Genomic DNA, 14,381 nt, shown 5'->3' with positions numbered 1-14,381 from the left:
CGGCCACGAACGGCCGGACCCCGTAACCCTCCAGTCAGGGCAGTAGGTGTTTGCCGTAGGCGGCGGCCACCGCTGCGGCTCGGTCTTTGACGTTCAGTTTCGCGTAGATGTGGGTGAGGTGGGTCTTGACCGTGGCCTCGCTGATGAAGAGCTCGGCGGCGATCTCCCGGTTGCTGGTGCCGCGGGCCACCAGGCGCAGGACCTCCAGTTCGCGGGTGCTCAGAGATTCGCCGCGGGGCTGGCGTACGCGGGAGACCAGGCGGGAGGCGATGGCCGGGGACAGGACGGTGCGGCCTTCGGCGGCGGCGCGCACGGCGTTGAAGAGGTCGTCGCGGGGGGCGTCCTTGAGCAGATAGCCGGTGGCGCCGGCCTCGATCGCCGGGATCGTGTCGGTGTCGGTGTCGTAGGTGGTGAGGACGAGGACCTTGCAGGGCAGGCCGCGGCGGGTGAGTTCGGTGATGGCCTCCACACCGCCTCCGCCGGGCATCCGCAGGTCCATGAGGACGACGTCGGGGCGGAGCTCTTCGGCGAGGGCCACGGCTTGGCGGCCGTCGGCGGCCTCGCCCAGGACCTGGAAGCCGGTGGTCGCGGCGAACATGCCGCGCAGCCCGTCCCGAACGACGGGGTGGTCATCGACGATCAGCACGGTGATGTCAGCCATGGCGGATCAACGGTACGCGGGCGGAGACGGCCGTGCCGCGGCCGGGCTCGGACTCGATCTCCAGGGTGCCGGCGACACGTTCGGCGCGTTCGCGCATGGCGGTCAGGCCGAAGCCGCGGGTGGGGCGGGTGAAGCCGCGGCCGTCGTCGCGGATGTCGAGTGTCACTTCGTCGTCCATGTAGGAGAGGGTCACACCGATGCGTTCCGCGTGCGCGTGGCGGGTGGCGTTGGCGACGGCCTCCTGGGCGATGCGCAGGAGGGCGGCCTCCAGTTCGTCGTGCAGGGGCTCGGCCGTCCCGGTGACGGTGAGGTGGGCCTTGCCGTCGGTGATCTTCTTGAGGGCTTCGGGGAGCGAGTCGTGCTCCAGGTGGGTGGGCGCGAGGTTCCGCACGGAGCGGCGGGCCTCTCGGAGGCTCTCGCGGGCGAGGTCGGTGGCGCGGCGGACGTGCTCGCCGTCTTCGGCGGCCTGGAGCTGGGCGATGATGCCCGTCAGGCCCTGGGCGATGGTGTCGTGGATCTCGGCGGCCAGGCGGCGGCGCTCGTCGCTGACGCCGGCTTCGCGGGCCTGGACGATGAGCTGTGCCTGGAGGGCGGCGTTCTCGGCGAGGGCCTGTTCCAGGCGGGCGTTGGTCCGTTCGAGTTCGGCGATGGTCTCCTCCTGGACGCGGGCCTGCTCGGCCTCCCTGTCGGCCATGCCGCCGATGACGAAGACGAGCCCGGAGTTCAGGGCGAGGAGGCCGCCGAAGGCGGCCACGTGGCCGGGGCTCTCCGGTGGCAGCCCGCCCGCCTGGGCGCCGGCCAAGGTGACCGCCGTGGCGAACGTTCCGGCGCGGGCCCAGCGGCGGGTCAGGTAGCGCGGGGCGTCGAAGTACCCGAGTACGGCGTAAACGCTGTAGAAGGGGTTCAGCCAGGAGAGGGCGAAGGCGAGGACGGTGCGGGTCCAGTAGTAGATATGGCCCGGGATCTTCTCGGCGACGTGGAAGATCTGGAGGGCCACCGCGGTGAGGATGAGGGGCGCGGCCGTTCGCTGCTCCCCGGGCGACATGACGAGTTCCCGGATGAGCAGGGCCAGGAAGGTCGCGAGGGACAGCAGGCCGAACGGTCCCCAACGGTAGAACCGTTCCCACTGCTCCTGGATCGTCGCCATCGGAGATATTTTCCTATTCCCACCGGAACCAGCGCACGGCGGCTGCGATCAGGACGGCGGCCCACGCGGCGGTGACGCCGAGGTGCGTCCAGTCGGGCCAGCCGCCCTCGGCGGCCTGGTGGAGGGCCTGGGACGCGGCGCCGAACGGGGAGTACTCGACGATGCCCCGCAGCACCTCGGGCATGGCCTGGACGGGGACCCAGACGCCCGCGAAGAACATCATCGGGAAGAAGACGATCGAGCCGACGACGGTGGTGGCCTTGACGGTGGGGGTGACCGCGGTGACCGCGGCGCCCAGCGCGAGCGCGCCGAGGGCGCCGAGCAGCAGCGCCAGCAGGTAGCCGGGAAGGTGGCCGGGCAGGGCCACGTCGAAGGCGAGGCGGCCGATGGCGATGACCAGCAGCGACGAGAACAGGGCGGCCGCGAAGTGCAGGACGATCTGCGCGGTCAGTAGCGCGGCGGGCCGTACGGGGGTGGTGGACATGCGGCGCAGGATGCCGCGCTCGCGGTAGCCGGACAGCACGGGCGGCAGCGCCTGGATGCCGGCCATGATCATGGCGAGTAGCACGTTGACCGGGACGTATAGGTCGATGACCCGGCTCCCGCCGAGGCCGGGATCTGGTTCCCGGAACGAGGGGATCAGGCCGAGGATCGTCAGCAGGACGGCGGGGAAGGCGACGATCCAGAACAGGCTGAACGGCTCGCGGGAAAAGAGCCGGAGCTCCGCTTTGAGGACGGCGGTGGACGCGGACACGTCAGTTCTCCCGGTCTTGGGTGAGTTCGAGGAAGGCGTCGTCCAGCGTGGAGTCGGTGACCCGTAGCCGGTGGGCGGTGATCTGGTGGCGGGCGAGCAGGGTGATGACCGCGTTGACGGTCGTGTCGGTGCCGCGGATGGTCAGGCGGCCGTCCCGGTGTTCGAAGGCCGCGGCCTCGGGCAGGCCGGCCAGGTCGCCGTCATCGACGGGCCGGGATGGAGTGAACGAGATCACGGTGCCGCCGGCGCTGTGGTCGATCAGACCCGCGGGAGTGTCGAGAGCGGCGATACGACCCTGTTTGAACACCGCGATCCGGTCACAGAGCCGCTGGGCCTCCTCCATGAAGTGCGTAACGAGCAGGACGGTGACGCCGGAGTCACGGACGTCCTCGATCAGCTTCCAGGTGTCGCGGCGGGCGCGCGGGTCAAGGCCGGTGGTCAGCTCGTCCAGCACGACGACCTTGGGGCGGCCGATGAGGGCCAGGGCGATGAACAGGCGCTGCTTCTGGCCGCCCGACAGCCTGCCGAAGCGGGTGGTGAGCTTGCCGGTGAGGCCGAGGCGTTCGGCGAGCCCGCGCCAGTCCGCCGGGGCCGGGTAGAAGGCGCTGTAGAGCTCCAGCGCCTCCCGTACGGTCAGCTTCTCCTGCAGCTCGCTCTCCTGGAGCTGAACGCCGAGGATCCGGGTGAGTTGGTCACGGTCGATACGCGGATCAAGGCCCGCGACGCGGATGATGCCGGCGTCGGGCTCGCGCAGACCCTCCACGCATTCGACGGTCGTGGTCTTGCCGGCGCCGTTCGGGCCGAGGATCCCGAAGATCTCCCCCTCCTCGACGGCGAACGCGACGCCGTCCACCACGGGACGACCGCCGTAGGCCTTGCGCAGGCCGTTGACTTCGATGATCGGCATGATCCGAGGATCGCCTTGGACGGTGTCCGCCCGCATCGCCCGAGCCGCTCGTCCTGCCATCAGCCGATCGGTTGATGCCGCGGTACGACTACGGCGGCGGTGCAGGCCGCCAGGTGCGTGGTGCCCTGGCAAATGGTGGTGCTGCCGCCTGGCTGGTGGCGTCTCGCATCGGTCAGGGCCGCCGGCAGACACGTTGGACGAGGTCCTGCCAGCCGCGTGCGGTCCGTTCCTGGGTGTGCAGGGCGTCGTCGGTGAAGTCGGCCGCCGATAGGTAGAGCAGGAGCGGCGCTTCCAGGGCTGCGGTGAGCTGGACGGCCAGGATGTCCAGGTCGGCGCCGTCCAGGGGGATTTGTGTGAGCAGCATGCGGATGTGCATCTGGGAGAGCCGCATCTCCGTCCCCGCCGGGACGGGCCGGCGGCCGTCGATCGCGGCGCGCACGATCTCGCGGTGCTCGATCAGGAACGCTGCCCGGGCCCGGCCGTAGGCGATCAGGCGGTCCAGCGCCGGCGCACCCGGGCCCAGCGGCGGCGGTCCCGACAGCACTCGCTCCTGGAAGGCGTGCTCGTCGTCCTCGATCAGCGCCTGGAAGATCCCGGCGCGGGTACCGAACCGGCGGTACACCGTTCCCTTGCCCAGCCCCGCCCGTTCGGCCAGCGCGTCCATGGTGAGTCTGGCCACCCCCTGCTCGGCGAGCATCTCGCGGGCGGTGGCCAGTAGTTGCCGCCGGTTGCGCACGGCGTCCGCGCGCGCGGCGCGCGGCGATCCCAGCAGGGGCAGGACGGGGCGATCCACAGAACTTACTCTACGGCCGGAATATTAAGCGGGGGAAAGTCCGCTTACACTCCCGTACGGCGAACATCGCCGGCGCGCCATCGGGACCGTCCCGGGGCGTCGTGCACTGACCTGGAGAACTTGTGAGCCTGTTCCGCCTGGACGCCAGCATCATGCCCGCCACCTCGGCCAGCGCCGAGCTCGCCGACCTCGTGGAGGCTGAATGGTCTGCCGCCCGCCCCGGCGAGCCGGTCGTCCGCCGCCACCTGGGCACCGACCCCCTTCCGGCCGACGCCTGGACGCACGCGGCCACCGCCGGATTCGTCCCCGAGGACCAGCGCACCCCCGCCCAGCGCGACGCCCTGGCCCTGGCCGCCGCTCTGAAGGCGGAACTGGCCGACGCCGACGCCGTCCTGCTGGCCATCCCGCTCTACAACTACGGCGTCTCCCAGCACGTCAAGACCTGGATCGACCTCGTCACGGTCGCGGCCGGAACGGCCGGCCCGGGCTTCCTGCAGGACAAGCCCACCGTGCTGGTCACCGTCCGCGGCGGCGGCTACGGTCCCGGGACGCCCCGCGAGGGGTGGGACCACTCCACCCCCTACCTGCGCCGCGTCCTGGCCGATATGTGGGAGGCCGAACTCACCGTCGTCGAACGCGAACTCACCCTCGTCGGTGTCAACCCAGCCCTGGACCACCTCAAGGACATCGCCGTCCAACGACACGCCGAGGCCCGCGACGCCGCCCACCGCACCGGCCGCGCCTTGGCCGCCAGGTAACCGCCCCCGCCCGCCGCCCCCGTCCCGGCCGGGGGCGGCGTTCGGATACTTGCGTGGGTGGTCGGAGGGACGCTCCCGTGGCGGTGCCGGCCGCCGGGTCAGGGGACTTTCGGGGTGGCTCGTTCGATGATGGGGGTCAAGTCCAGGCCGGTGGGGAGGGTGCCGTAGGCGTGGCCCCAGTCGCCGCCGAGGCGGGTGGCGCAGAAGGCGTCGGCGATGGCCGGGTGACCGTGTCTGACCAGCAGGGATGCCTGGAGGATGAGGGCCAGGCGCTCGACGATGCGGCGAGTGCGCAGCTCGACGGTGGCGGTGTCGGTGAAGGAGTCCTTGGCCTCGCGGACGGCGGCGTCGAGATGGGGGTCGACGCCGGTGGCGAGTTCGACCTCCTCGAAGAAGGCCTCCAGGCTCTGGGGTTCCCGTACGATGGCCCGTATGGAGTCCAGCGCGGCAACGTTGCCGGAGCCCTCCCAGATGGAGTTCAGGGGGGACTCGCGGAACAGCCGGGGCATCCCGGACTCCTCCACGTAGCCGTTACCGCCCAGGCACTCCAGTGACTCGGCGGCGTGCGCGGGCCAGCGCTTGGTCACCCAGTACTTGCCCACGGCCAGGCCCAGGCGCTTGAACGCCGTCTCGCCCGCGTCCCCCCGTACCGAACGGTCGGTGGCGCCGGCCAGCCGCATCATCAGTACCGTGGCCGCCTCCGACTCCACCGCCAGGTCGGCCAGGACGTTGCGCATCAGCGGCTGGTCGGCCAGGTACGCGCCGAACGCCTTGCGGTGGGCGGCGTGGTGGGCGGCGACGATGACGCCCTGCCGCATCCCGGCCGCCGCGCCGATCAGGCAGTCCAGCCGGGTCAGGTTGACCATCTCGATGATCGTGCGGACGCCGCGGCCCTCCTCGCCGACCCGCCAGGCCACCGCGTTCTCGTACTCGATCTCGGAGGAGGCGTTGGACCTGTTGCCGAGCTTGTCCTTCAGCCGCATCAGCCGCAGCGGGTTGCGGGTGCCGTCCGGCAGGACGCGGGGGACCAGGAAGCAGGTCAGCCCGTCCGGCGCCTGGGCGAGGGTGAGGAAGATGTCGCACATCGGCGCGCTGGTGAACCACTTGTGGCCGACCAGCCGGTACGAGCCGTCCGACTGGGGCGTGGCGGTGGTGGTGTTGGCGCGGACGTCGGAGCCGCCCTGCTTCTCGGTCATCGACATGCCCGCCAGCAGCCCCGTCTTGGTGAGCGGGGGGCGCAGGCCGAAGTCGTAGGTCCGCTCGGCGAGCAGCGGCTCATACCGCGCGGCCAGGTCGGGGCTGCGGCGCAGCGCGGGAACGGCCGCGTACGTCATGGAGATCGGGCAGCCGTGGCCGGCGTCGACCCGCCAGGCGTAGAACTTGGCGGCCCGCGCGACGTGCGCGCCCTCGCGCGGATCGGCCCAGGGCGCGGCGTGCAGGCCGTGCGTGACGGCCACGTTCATCAGCTCGTGCCAGGCCGGGTGGAACTCCACCTCGTCGATGCGGTGGCCGTAGCGGTCGTGGGTGCGCAGGACGGGCGGGTACTCGTTGGCCAGCCGTCCCCACTCCTGGGCCTGCGGGGTGCCCGCCAGCCGGCCCAGCTCGTGCAGCTCGGCGGACGCCCAGCCGGCGCCCTCCCGCTCCAGCCCGTCCAGCAGCGCCGGATCATCGGCGAGGTCGTGACCCTCCAGCGGGGGAACCTGGTTGAACACGTCGTGCGTCATCGATGGTGCTCCTGGGATGGTGCGCTGCTGTTCGCCACTTTACAGAATGGTGTTCGGAAAGCGAGGGCCTGCGGGTCATCCTGAAGGGAGGGGGCGATCTCGTCCGTGCGATGGAGGGCCCGCCACCACCGGGGTCGTAACTTCTTAGACATGAACAACCCCACCCCGCAGCCGGACCGCCCGCAGCCGCGGCGGCCGTCCCCCCAGGTCCCGTCCGGTTCCGTGCGCGCCTCGGACGCCGAGCGGGAGGCCGTCGTGGAGCTGCTGCGGATCGCCTCGGTGGAGGGCCGGCTGACGTTCGCCGAGCTGACCGAGCGCACCGAGGCCGCCTACGGCGCCGTCACCCGGGGGGAGCTGGAGAAGATCACCGCGGACCTGCCGGGGGTGGGCGCGCCCGGCGCCGAGCCCGCGCCCGCGCTGCAGACCCGCCGGTTCACCGCCGTGATGGGCGACGCCAGGGAACGGATCGTGGGCCGCATCGAGGAGGAGCTGAACGCGCTGTCGGTGATGGGCAGCGTGGTGCTCGACCTGCGGGACGCGCAGGTGCCGCGCGGCGAGGTCTCCATCGTGGCCACCGCCGTGATGGGCGACGTCAAGATCATCGTGCCGGACGGGGTGGAGGTGCGGATGGGCGGCTACGCGGTGATGGGCGACCGTCGGGTGCGCACCCGGCGGCCCGAGCCCGGCCACACCGTCCCGGTGGTGCACGTGCGCGCCCAGTCCGTGATGGGCGACATCGAGATCGTCGACGACGAGCACCATGCCCCGATCCGCCGCGCCTTCACCACCTGGTGGGAGGACCGCAGGTCCCGCCCCTGAGCCCGGGGCGGGTCACCGGTCCTTGCGGCGGCCGCCGTACTTCTTGTGGACGGCCTGCTTGGAGACTCCGAGGACCTCGGCGATGCGGATCCAGGGCAGGCCCTGGGCGCGGGCCCGCCGCACCTGGACGGCCTCCAGGCGCTCGGCCTGGCGGCGCAGCTCGGCGACCGCGGCCAGCGCCTTGAGGGGGTCGTCGTCACCGGTGGCCCGGGTCAGCCGTACGAGGTCTTCCACGAGGTCAACCTTGTGTGACCGGGACGCCGCCGGTCAAGCCGCGCACCGGCCCCCGGGCGTCCGCGGACCTCACCCGAACCTGCGGATCCAGGCCCGCCGGCCCGGGGCGGCGGCCTTCGCGGCAGCGGCTGGGGCACGGCGTCACCACGCTGGACCGGGCGGGTGCCGGGCAGGTCAGCGACCTTTGTAGTACCGGCTGGAGTCCTGCCGCTCCGCCTCGGCCACGCCCTCCGCGTCCGGAGGGATCGCGTCCGGATGGCCGACGTCCACCCCAGGGGTGCCGGTGCCAGGCTCGTCCTCCTGCCGGGCCATGCCCTCCTCCTGCGGGGTCACCGTGCCGCCGCGGGCGTCGGCGCCCCGGTTTACGGGGGCGAAGTCCCGGTCATGGGTCACCTCCGGCTCGTGGCCGAGGTCCTCTTCGCGTTCTGCTCGTTCGATCATGCGGTCCGCCTACCCCGATCTCCCGGAGGCATTCCGGCGGGGTCAGACCGCGGCGGCCTGCGCGCCGTCCGACAGCGCCTCGTCGTAGCGGTGCAGCACGACCTCGGCCATTTCGGGCGCGGCGCCGAGCACGCCCGAGACGGCGGTGGCGCCGGCCGCCAGCGACTCGGCACGGACCTTGTCGGCGAAGTAGCCTGGCGCCAGGAAGTAGGAGGCCACGGCCACCCGGGGGGCGCCGGCGTCCAGCAGCGCCGCCACTGCCTCGCCGGGCGTGGGACGGGCGGCCGACGCGAACGCCGGGACCACGCCCCACCAGCCGGCCGCCCGCCACCGCCGCGCCAGGCTCCAGATGGTGGCGTTGGCCGCCGGGTCGCTGGAGCCCGCCGCCACCAGCACGACCGCGGTGCCGGGGTCGCCGGTCGGCACCCCCGCCTCGGCCAGCCGCCGCTCCAGCGCGGCGGTCAGCAGCGGATGCGGGCCCAGCGTCCCGGCGGTGCGCAGGCCCAGCCGGGGGCGGGCGGTGCGCACCCCGGCCAGCACCCCGGGAATGTCGATCTTGCTGTGGTAGGCGGCCGTCAGCAGCAGCGGCAGCACCACCGCCGCGTCCGCGTCCAGCCCCGCCAGCACCCCGGCGGGCGCGGGCGGGGCGTGGTCGAGGTAGGAGGTCAGCACGGGCAGGCCCGGCCGCCGGGCGCGTACCGCCGTCAGCAGTCCCTGCACGGTCGCCGCCGCCCGCGGATCCTTGCTGCCGTGCGCTACCGCGACCAGCGGCACCGGCCCGCGCCCGGCCAGGATCAAAGGTGAATGCCGCATTCGGACTTGCCCAGCCCGGCCCAGCGCCCGCTGCGCGGGTCCTCGCCCGGCGCCACCCGCCGGGTGCAGGGGGCGCACCCGATCGAGGGGTAACCGTCGTGGTGCAGCGGGTTCACCAGGATCCCGTTGTCGGAGACGTAGTCGTCCATCTGCTGCTGGGTCCAGTCCAGGATGGGGTTGACCTTGACCATCCCGCGCTTGCCGTCCCACTCGATGACCTTGCGGTCGCGGCGGCTGGCGGTCTCCTCGCGGCGGATCCCGCTGAACCACGCCATGTAGCCCTCCAGGGCCCGGCCCAGCGGCTCCACCTTGCGCAGGAAGCAGCACAGGTCCGGGTTGCGGCCGTGCAGCCGGGGGCCGAGCGCGGTCTCCTGCTCGGCGACCGTGCGGCTGGGCGTCACGTTGATGACGTTGACCGGGTAGACCGCCTCGACCGCGTCCCGCGTCCCGATGGTCTCGGCGAAGTGGTAGCCGGTGTCGACGAACAGCACGTCGATGCCCGGCTTGACCTTGGACACCAGGTGGATCAGCGCCGCGTCCGACATCGAGGAGGTCAGGCAGATGCGGTCGCCGAACGTCGCCACCGCCCAGCGGATGACCTCCAGGGCGGGGGCGCCCTCCAGCGCCCGCGCCGCCGAGTCAACGATGTCGCGCAGGTCGAGGGCCGGCCGGTCGGTTGGCGACTCCAGGACGGTCGTAGAGGGCATGTGGACTCCTATCCCGAGCGTCATCGCTGCGCGCCGTCGTCTGCGGCGGGCGTCCCGGCCGTATGGGGCGCCCTGACCGCGAGGAACTTCAACTGGAAGGCGCGGGCGCAGGCACGGCAGTGCCAGCTCCCGTCGGCCTCGTAGGGCACCAGGTCCTCGTCGCCGCAGTACGGGCAGTAGAACGGCACGGCACGTTCGCTCATTCCCGTCTCACCTGTCTCGTGCGTCTCACCGAAGGTCGGCGTCGTCGGCGCGCTGCACCCAGGCGGCGAAGCTCTCGCCGTCCTCGCGCTGCTCGTCGTACTTGCGCACGACCCGCTCGACGTAGTCGGTCAGCCCGGCGGAGGTGGTCTTCAGACCGCGCACCTTCTTGCCGAACGTGGCGCCGACCTGGCCGCCCAGATGGATCTGGAAGCCCTCCACCTGCTCGCCGTTCTCGTCGACGACCAGCTGGCCCTTCAGGCCGATGTCGGCGACCTGGATGCGGGCGCAGGCGTTGGGGCAGCCGTTGATGTTGATCGACAGCGGCTGGTCGAAGTCGGGCAGCCGCTTGTCCAGCTCCTCGATCAGGTCCATGCCGCGCTGCTTGGTCTCGACGATCGCCAGCTTGCAGTACTCGATGCCGGTGCAGGCCATCGTCTGCCGCCGGAACACCGACGGGTGGACCTGCAGGTCGTGCCCTGCCAGCGCGTCGGCCAGTGCCGCGGTGCGCTCCTCGGGCACGTCCAGGACGACCATCTTCTGCTCGGCGGTGGTGCGGACCCGGCCCGAACCGTACTCCTCGGCCAGGTCGGCGATCACGTTCAGCAGGTCGCCGTTGACCCGGCCGACCCGGGGGGCGAACCCGACGTAGTAGTTGCCGTCCTGCTGCCGGTGAACGCCCACGTGGTCGCGGTGGGGGAGCGGGGCGGCCGGCTCGGGGCCGTCCGGCAGCACGTGGCCGAGGTACTCCTTCTCCAGCACCTCGCGGAACTTCTGCGCGCCCCAGTCCTGCACCAGGAACTTGATCCGGGCGCGGTGCCGCAGCCGGCGGTAGCCGTAGTCCCGGAAGATCGAGATGATGCCCTTCCAGACCTCGTGGACCTGCTCGGGCCGCACGAACACGCCCAGGCTCTTGGCGAACATCGGGTTGGTGGACAGGCCGCCGCCCACGAACGCCTGGTAGCCGACCTCGCCGGCGTCGTTGACCACCCCGACGAAGGCCACGTCGTTGATCTCGTGGACGGTGCAGTGCGCGGTGCAGCCGGAGATCGCCGACTTGAACTTGCGCGGCAGGTTGGAGAACTCCGGGCTGCCGATGTAGCGCTCGTGCACCTCGGCGATCTGCGGGGTGGCGTCGATCACCTCGTCCTCGGCGATACCGGCCAGCGGACAGCCGATGATCACGCGCGGGGTGTCGCCGCAGGCCTCCATGGTCGACAGCCCGACCGCCTCCAGCGCCTCCCAGATCGCCGGGACGTTCTCGATCTCCACCCAGTGCAGCTGAATGTTCTGCCGGTCGGTGATGTCGGCGGTGCCGCGGGCGTACCGGTTGGAGATGTCGGCGATCGTGCGCAGCTGCCGGGCGTCGAGCTGCCCGCCGTCGATGCGCACCCGCAGCATGAAGTAGCGGTCGTCGAGCTCCTCGTCGGGCAGCGCACCGGTCTTGCCGCCGTCGATGCCCGGCCTGCGCTGGGTGTACAGGCCGTACCAGCGGAACCGGCCGCGCAGGTCGGCCGGGTCGATGGAGTCGAAGCCGGCCTTGGAGTAGACGTCGATGATCCGCCGCCGGACGTTCAGGCCGTCGTCGTTCTTCTTGTTCTCTTCGTTCTTGTTGAGAGGCTCGTGGTAGCCGAGGGCCCACTGACCCTCGCCTCGCTTGCGCTTCACGCTGGGTGGCACGGTCCGCGTCCTGTTCCTAGAAGGGGAAGAGCGACGCGCAGCGCACCGGCAGGCTCAACGCCCGACTCGACGGTGAGCGGTACGTATCAGGAGTGACGCCGGCGCACCACGCGGTGATGACTGCATGGGCGTGGTCAGGGCGTCACAGACAGATGGCGCTGCGGACCCGCAGGAAGTCGACGTGCCGGCGCTTGACCAGCGTCGGGTTCGCAGCAGACATACTCAGACTCTGACATGCCGTCTCACCGGCTGTCCAGTTGGGTCCGCGATGTGGACGAGTGATACCGGTCATCCCTGCCTGACCCAGTTGACCGGCGGCTCGGCACCGGAAGCGGCGTCCGGGCCCGCCTCGTCCTCGGCCTCCCGCTGGTGCGGGGTGGCCGGACCGCCCCTGTGCTGGCACGCGCACCAGGAACCGCCCCGGCACTCCTCGTGCCGGCGTTCCTGGCAGGCATGGCAGATCACGGATCCAGTGTCACCCGGCCGGGGAGATGCTCCGTCCAGGGGCGACATCCGGCGTGATCTCGTGTGATCTCGTGTGATCTCGGGCGATCCGGGCGCGCCGAGCGTCATAGTCGTCATGAGCGTCAGCAGCACGGCCGGTCCCCTCCCCGTCGGTACGGCCGGCCCGGCGGTCACCGCCCCGGCACCGCCCGGCGGCCGTGAGCCCGGCCGCCCGGCGGGGGAAACGGCGGGACCGGAAAGCGGAAAATCGTGTCATCACCGGTTTACGGTCGCCGACGCTCTACCGTGGGGGAGCGTGACCACCGCTTCCGGCACGGGGCGTGCCGCGGGCGCTTCGCCCGCCGACGAAACGCGGGCCGGCGGCCCGGCGGTGCGGCGGATCGCGTGGCGGCTGGTCAAGGGCACCGCCGTGGCGGCGTTCCGGTACCGGGTGACGGGACTGGCGGCCGAGGCCGCGTTCTTCGCGCTGCTGTCGCTGCCGCCGCTGGTCATCGGGCTGATCGGCACCATGGGCCACCTGCGCGGGGCGCTGGCCGGGGAGACGGTCGCCGACATCCGGGCCTGGCTGATCCGGCAGGCGCACAAGGTGCTCACCGGACCGGCCGTGGACAACGTGGTCACCCCGCTGATCGACGACGTGGTGCGGGGCGGCCGGGTGGACATCGTCTCCATCAGCTTCCTGCTGTCGCTGTGGGCGGGGTCGCGGGCCACCAACGTCTACGTGGACACCATCACGATCGCCTACGGGCTGTCGGGGGTGCGCGGGGTGGTGCGGACCCGGCTGCGGGCGTTCGGGCTGTACCTGATCGGGCTGGTCGTCATGATCATCGTGATCCCGTTGCTGGTGGCCGGGCCCGCGCTGGTGCGCCAGGCGCTGCCGGAGGGCGCCGCGTTCGTCCGGCTGCTGTACTGGCCGGTCGTCGTGACGCTGTCGATCATGTTCCTGGCGACGCTGTACCACATGAGCGTGCCGGTGCGGACGGCCTGGTGGCGCGCGGTCCCGGGCGCGGCGGTGGCGCTGACCATCTGGATCCTGGGCAGTGTGGGCCTGCGGGTCTACCTGGCCGGATCGCTGTCAGGCGTGTCGGTGTACGGGTCGCTGGGCGCCCCCATCGCCATCCTGGCCTGGCTGTACGTGGCCGCCCTGGCGGTGCTGATCGGGGCGGCGCTCAACGCCGAGGTGGACCGGATGTGGCCCGGCGAGGACACCGCCCGGGCCCGGGCGGCGCGCGGTGACGGATAGGTAAATTCCCCCCTGACATATGTCCTGATTAGGGCAAACATGTCGTAACCTCACTGCACATGACCTCTCGTCCGCAGCTGGGCCTGCTGCGCACCGTGACTGGAAGCGTCCCGGCGTCCGCCGTCACCGGACCCGTGCTCACCCACGAGCACCTGCAACTGGATCTGCGCTGGCCGGAGCGCCGGCTGGCCGCGGTCCCCTCCGACCCCCGCCGCTGGCTGGACGAGGAGCAGGCGGTCACCGCCGAGCTGGCCGAGCTGCACGCGGACCGGGAGCTGTCCCTGGTCGTCGACCTCACCTGCCAGGGCATGGGGCGCAACGCCGCGATGCTGTCGCGGATCAGCGCCGGCGGCCGGGTGGCGGTGGTGGCCGGCACCGGCTTCTTCGCCGAGCCGTTCCATCCGCACTTCGTGGCCGACTGCGACGAGGAGCGGCTCACCGAGCGGCTGATGGCCGAGATCGAGTTCGGGATGGACGGCACCAGCTCGCTGCCCGGCGTGATCGGGGAGATCGGCTCGTGGGGCGCGGTGCCCACCGAGGCCGAGGAGCGCTGCCTGCGCGCCGGGGCGCGGGCGGCCCTGGAGTCCGGGCTGGCGGTGGCCACCTACGGGCGGGCCGGGCTGGCGCTGCTGGAGATCCTCGCCTCGGCCGGGCTGCCGGCCGAGCGGGTGGCGGTCGGGCACCAGGACCTGGTGGACGATCCGGGTGCGCACCGCAAGATCGCCGAGAACGGCGCGTACGTGTCGTTCGGCTCGCTGGGCCGCGCCGGGCGGGACGCCGCCGCCCTCGGCGCGCACGTCCGCCACGTGCTGGAGCTGCTGGAGGCCGGGCACGGCGAGCGGCTGCTGCTGAGCACCGGGGTCTCCCGGATGACGCACCTGCGACGGTACGACGGCGACGGCTACGGCCACCTGTTCGAGGTGTTCCTGCCCGCCCTGCGCGCGGCCGGCGTCGACGACGGGACGCTGTGGACGATCCTGCACGACAACCCGCTGCGCTGGCTGACCGGCGTCTCGTCCTGACCTCGGGGTGAC

17 protein-coding genes are annotated in these 14,381 nt (G+C 72.0%); 4 read left to right on the top strand and 13 right to left on the bottom strand.

Going from position 1 to position 14,381, the window contains the following annotated elements; genetic code table 11:
* Positions 1–34 precede the first annotated feature (34 nt).
* From C4U03_RS08380 to C4U03_RS08360, 5 genes are all read right to left on the bottom strand, one after another.
* On the bottom strand, positions 35–661 hold the full coding sequence (locus C4U03_RS08380; protein ID WP_103937118.1) for a response regulator: 627 nt from the start codon (positions 659–661) through the stop codon (positions 35–37).
* Positions 654–1,808, bottom strand: coding sequence for a sensor histidine kinase (locus tag C4U03_RS08375; RefSeq protein ID WP_103937117.1), 1,155 nt, complete (start codon positions 1,806–1,808; stop codon positions 654–656). The genes C4U03_RS08380 and C4U03_RS08375 overlap by 8 nt, the downstream gene beginning before the upstream one ends.
* 13 nt (positions 1,809–1,821) lie before the next feature.
* Positions 1,822–2,562, bottom strand: coding sequence for an ABC transporter permease (locus C4U03_RS08370; protein ID WP_103937116.1), 741 nt, complete (start codon positions 2,560–2,562; stop codon positions 1,822–1,824).
* Between the two features lies 1 nt (position 2,563).
* The gene (locus C4U03_RS08365; RefSeq protein WP_103937435.1) at positions 2,564–3,469 is read right to left on the bottom strand and encodes an ABC transporter ATP-binding protein; all 906 of its coding nucleotides are present in this window, start codon (positions 3,467–3,469) and stop codon (positions 2,564–2,566) included.
* 172 nt (positions 3,470–3,641) lie between these two features.
* Positions 3,642–4,262, bottom strand: a complete 621-nt coding sequence (locus C4U03_RS08360) for a TetR/AcrR family transcriptional regulator (RefSeq protein ID WP_103937115.1) — start codon at positions 4,260–4,262, stop codon at positions 3,642–3,644.
* Between the two features lie 122 nt (positions 4,263–4,384).
* Between C4U03_RS08360 and C4U03_RS08355 the strand changes: the two genes are divergently transcribed.
* Positions 4,385–5,020, top strand: coding sequence for an FMN-dependent NADH-azoreductase (locus C4U03_RS08355; protein ID WP_103937114.1), 636 nt, complete (start codon positions 4,385–4,387; stop codon positions 5,018–5,020).
* Between the two features lie 98 nt (positions 5,021–5,118).
* On the opposite strand, the gene C4U03_RS08350 is transcribed toward C4U03_RS08355, so the two are convergent.
* On the bottom strand, positions 5,119–6,744 hold the full coding sequence (locus tag C4U03_RS08350) for an acyl-CoA dehydrogenase family protein (protein WP_103937113.1): 1,626 nt from the start codon (positions 6,742–6,744) through the stop codon (positions 5,119–5,121).
* A gap of 150 nt (positions 6,745–6,894) precedes the next feature.
* On the opposite strand from C4U03_RS08350, the gene C4U03_RS08345 reads away from it, so the two are divergent.
* Positions 6,895–7,563, top strand: a complete 669-nt coding sequence (locus C4U03_RS08345) for a DUF1707 SHOCT-like domain-containing protein (RefSeq protein WP_103937112.1) — start codon at positions 6,895–6,897, stop codon at positions 7,561–7,563.
* A gap of 12 nt (positions 7,564–7,575) precedes the next feature.
* On the opposite strand, the gene C4U03_RS08340 is transcribed toward C4U03_RS08345, so the two are convergent.
* The 7 genes from C4U03_RS08340 to C4U03_RS40305 form a co-directional block, all read right to left on the bottom strand.
* Positions 7,576–7,797 (bottom strand): hypothetical protein, encoded by a 222-nt coding sequence (locus C4U03_RS08340; protein WP_103937111.1) that lies wholly within the window; start codon positions 7,795–7,797, stop codon positions 7,576–7,578.
* A 174-nt stretch (positions 7,798–7,971) separates the two neighbouring features.
* The gene (locus tag C4U03_RS08335; protein WP_103937110.1) at positions 7,972–8,238 is read right to left on the bottom strand and encodes a hypothetical protein; all 267 of its coding nucleotides are present in this window, start codon (positions 8,236–8,238) and stop codon (positions 7,972–7,974) included.
* A gap of 42 nt (positions 8,239–8,280) precedes the next feature.
* Positions 8,281–9,051, bottom strand: coding sequence for a sirohydrochlorin chelatase (locus tag C4U03_RS08330; protein ID WP_103937109.1), 771 nt, complete (start codon positions 9,049–9,051; stop codon positions 8,281–8,283).
* Positions 9,033–9,758, bottom strand: a complete 726-nt coding sequence (locus C4U03_RS08325) for a phosphoadenylyl-sulfate reductase (protein ID WP_103937108.1) — start codon at positions 9,756–9,758, stop codon at positions 9,033–9,035. The genes C4U03_RS08330 and C4U03_RS08325 overlap by 19 nt, the downstream gene beginning before the upstream one ends.
* A gap of 20 nt (positions 9,759–9,778) precedes the next feature.
* Positions 9,779–9,961: a PDDEXK family nuclease gene (locus C4U03_RS08320; RefSeq protein ID WP_103937107.1), complete on the bottom strand. Its 183-nt coding sequence runs from the start codon at positions 9,959–9,961 to the stop codon at positions 9,779–9,781.
* A 25-nt stretch (positions 9,962–9,986) separates the two neighbouring features.
* Complete coding sequence (locus C4U03_RS08315; protein WP_103937106.1) at positions 9,987–11,639, bottom strand: nitrite/sulfite reductase; 1,653 nt, start codon at positions 11,637–11,639, stop codon at positions 9,987–9,989.
* A 288-nt stretch (positions 11,640–11,927) separates the two neighbouring features.
* Entirely contained in the window at positions 11,928–12,104 is a 177-nt protein-coding gene (locus tag C4U03_RS40305; protein WP_160146928.1) for a hypothetical protein, read from the bottom strand.
* A 295-nt stretch (positions 12,105–12,399) separates the two neighbouring features.
* Here C4U03_RS40305 and C4U03_RS08310 point away from each other — a divergent pair, with 295 nt between their 5' ends.
* Complete coding sequence (locus C4U03_RS08310) at positions 12,400–13,347, top strand: YihY/virulence factor BrkB family protein (RefSeq protein ID WP_235017714.1); 948 nt, start codon at positions 12,400–12,402, stop codon at positions 13,345–13,347.
* 59 nt (positions 13,348–13,406) lie between these two features.
* Positions 13,407–14,369 (top strand): phosphotriesterase family protein, encoded by a 963-nt coding sequence (locus C4U03_RS08305; RefSeq protein WP_103937105.1) that lies wholly within the window; start codon positions 13,407–13,409, stop codon positions 14,367–14,369.
* Positions 14,370–14,381: the final 12 nt, after the last annotated feature.

The organism is Thermomonospora echinospora (assembly GCF_900108175.1).
GTDB lineage: Bacteria > Actinomycetota > Actinomycetes > Streptosporangiales > Streptosporangiaceae > Thermomonospora > Thermomonospora echinospora.
The sequence above is the reverse complement of the archived record's forward strand: the minus strand, read 5'-3'. Positions and strand labels throughout refer to the sequence as shown.

Bases quoted from the DNA above. Each gene is read 5' to 3' on its own strand.
- C4U03_RS08380 (WP_103937118.1), bottom strand. From the start codon at position 661: ATGGCTGACATCACCGTGCTGATCGTCGATGACCACCCCGTCGTTCGG.
- C4U03_RS08375 (WP_103937117.1), bottom strand. From the start codon at position 1,808: ATGGCGACGATCCAGGAGCAGTGGGAACGGTTCTACCGTTGGGGACCG.
- C4U03_RS08365 (WP_103937435.1), bottom strand. From the start codon at position 3,469: ATGCCGATCATCGAAGTCAACGGCCTGCGCAAGGCCTACGGCGGTCGT.
- C4U03_RS08350 (WP_103937113.1), bottom strand. From the start codon at position 6,744: ATGACGCACGACGTGTTCAACCAGGTTCCCCCGCTGGAGGGTCACGAC.
- C4U03_RS08345 (WP_103937112.1), top strand. From the start codon at position 6,895: ATGAACAACCCCACCCCGCAGCCGGACCGCCCGCAGCCGCGGCGGCCG.
- C4U03_RS08335 (WP_103937110.1), bottom strand. From the start codon at position 8,238: ATGATCGAACGAGCAGAACGCGAAGAGGACCTCGGCCACGAGCCGGAG.
- C4U03_RS08330 (WP_103937109.1), bottom strand. From the start codon at position 9,051: ATGCGGCATTCACCTTTGATCCTGGCCGGGCGCGGGCCGGTGCCGCTG.
- C4U03_RS08325 (WP_103937108.1), bottom strand. From the start codon at position 9,758: ATGCCCTCTACGACCGTCCTGGAGTCGCCAACCGACCGGCCGGCCCTC.
- C4U03_RS08320 (WP_103937107.1), bottom strand. From the start codon at position 9,961: ATGAGCGAACGTGCCGTGCCGTTCTACTGCCCGTACTGCGGCGACGAG.
- C4U03_RS08305 (WP_103937105.1), top strand. From the start codon at position 13,407: ATGACCTCTCGTCCGCAGCTGGGCCTGCTGCGCACCGTGACTGGAAGC.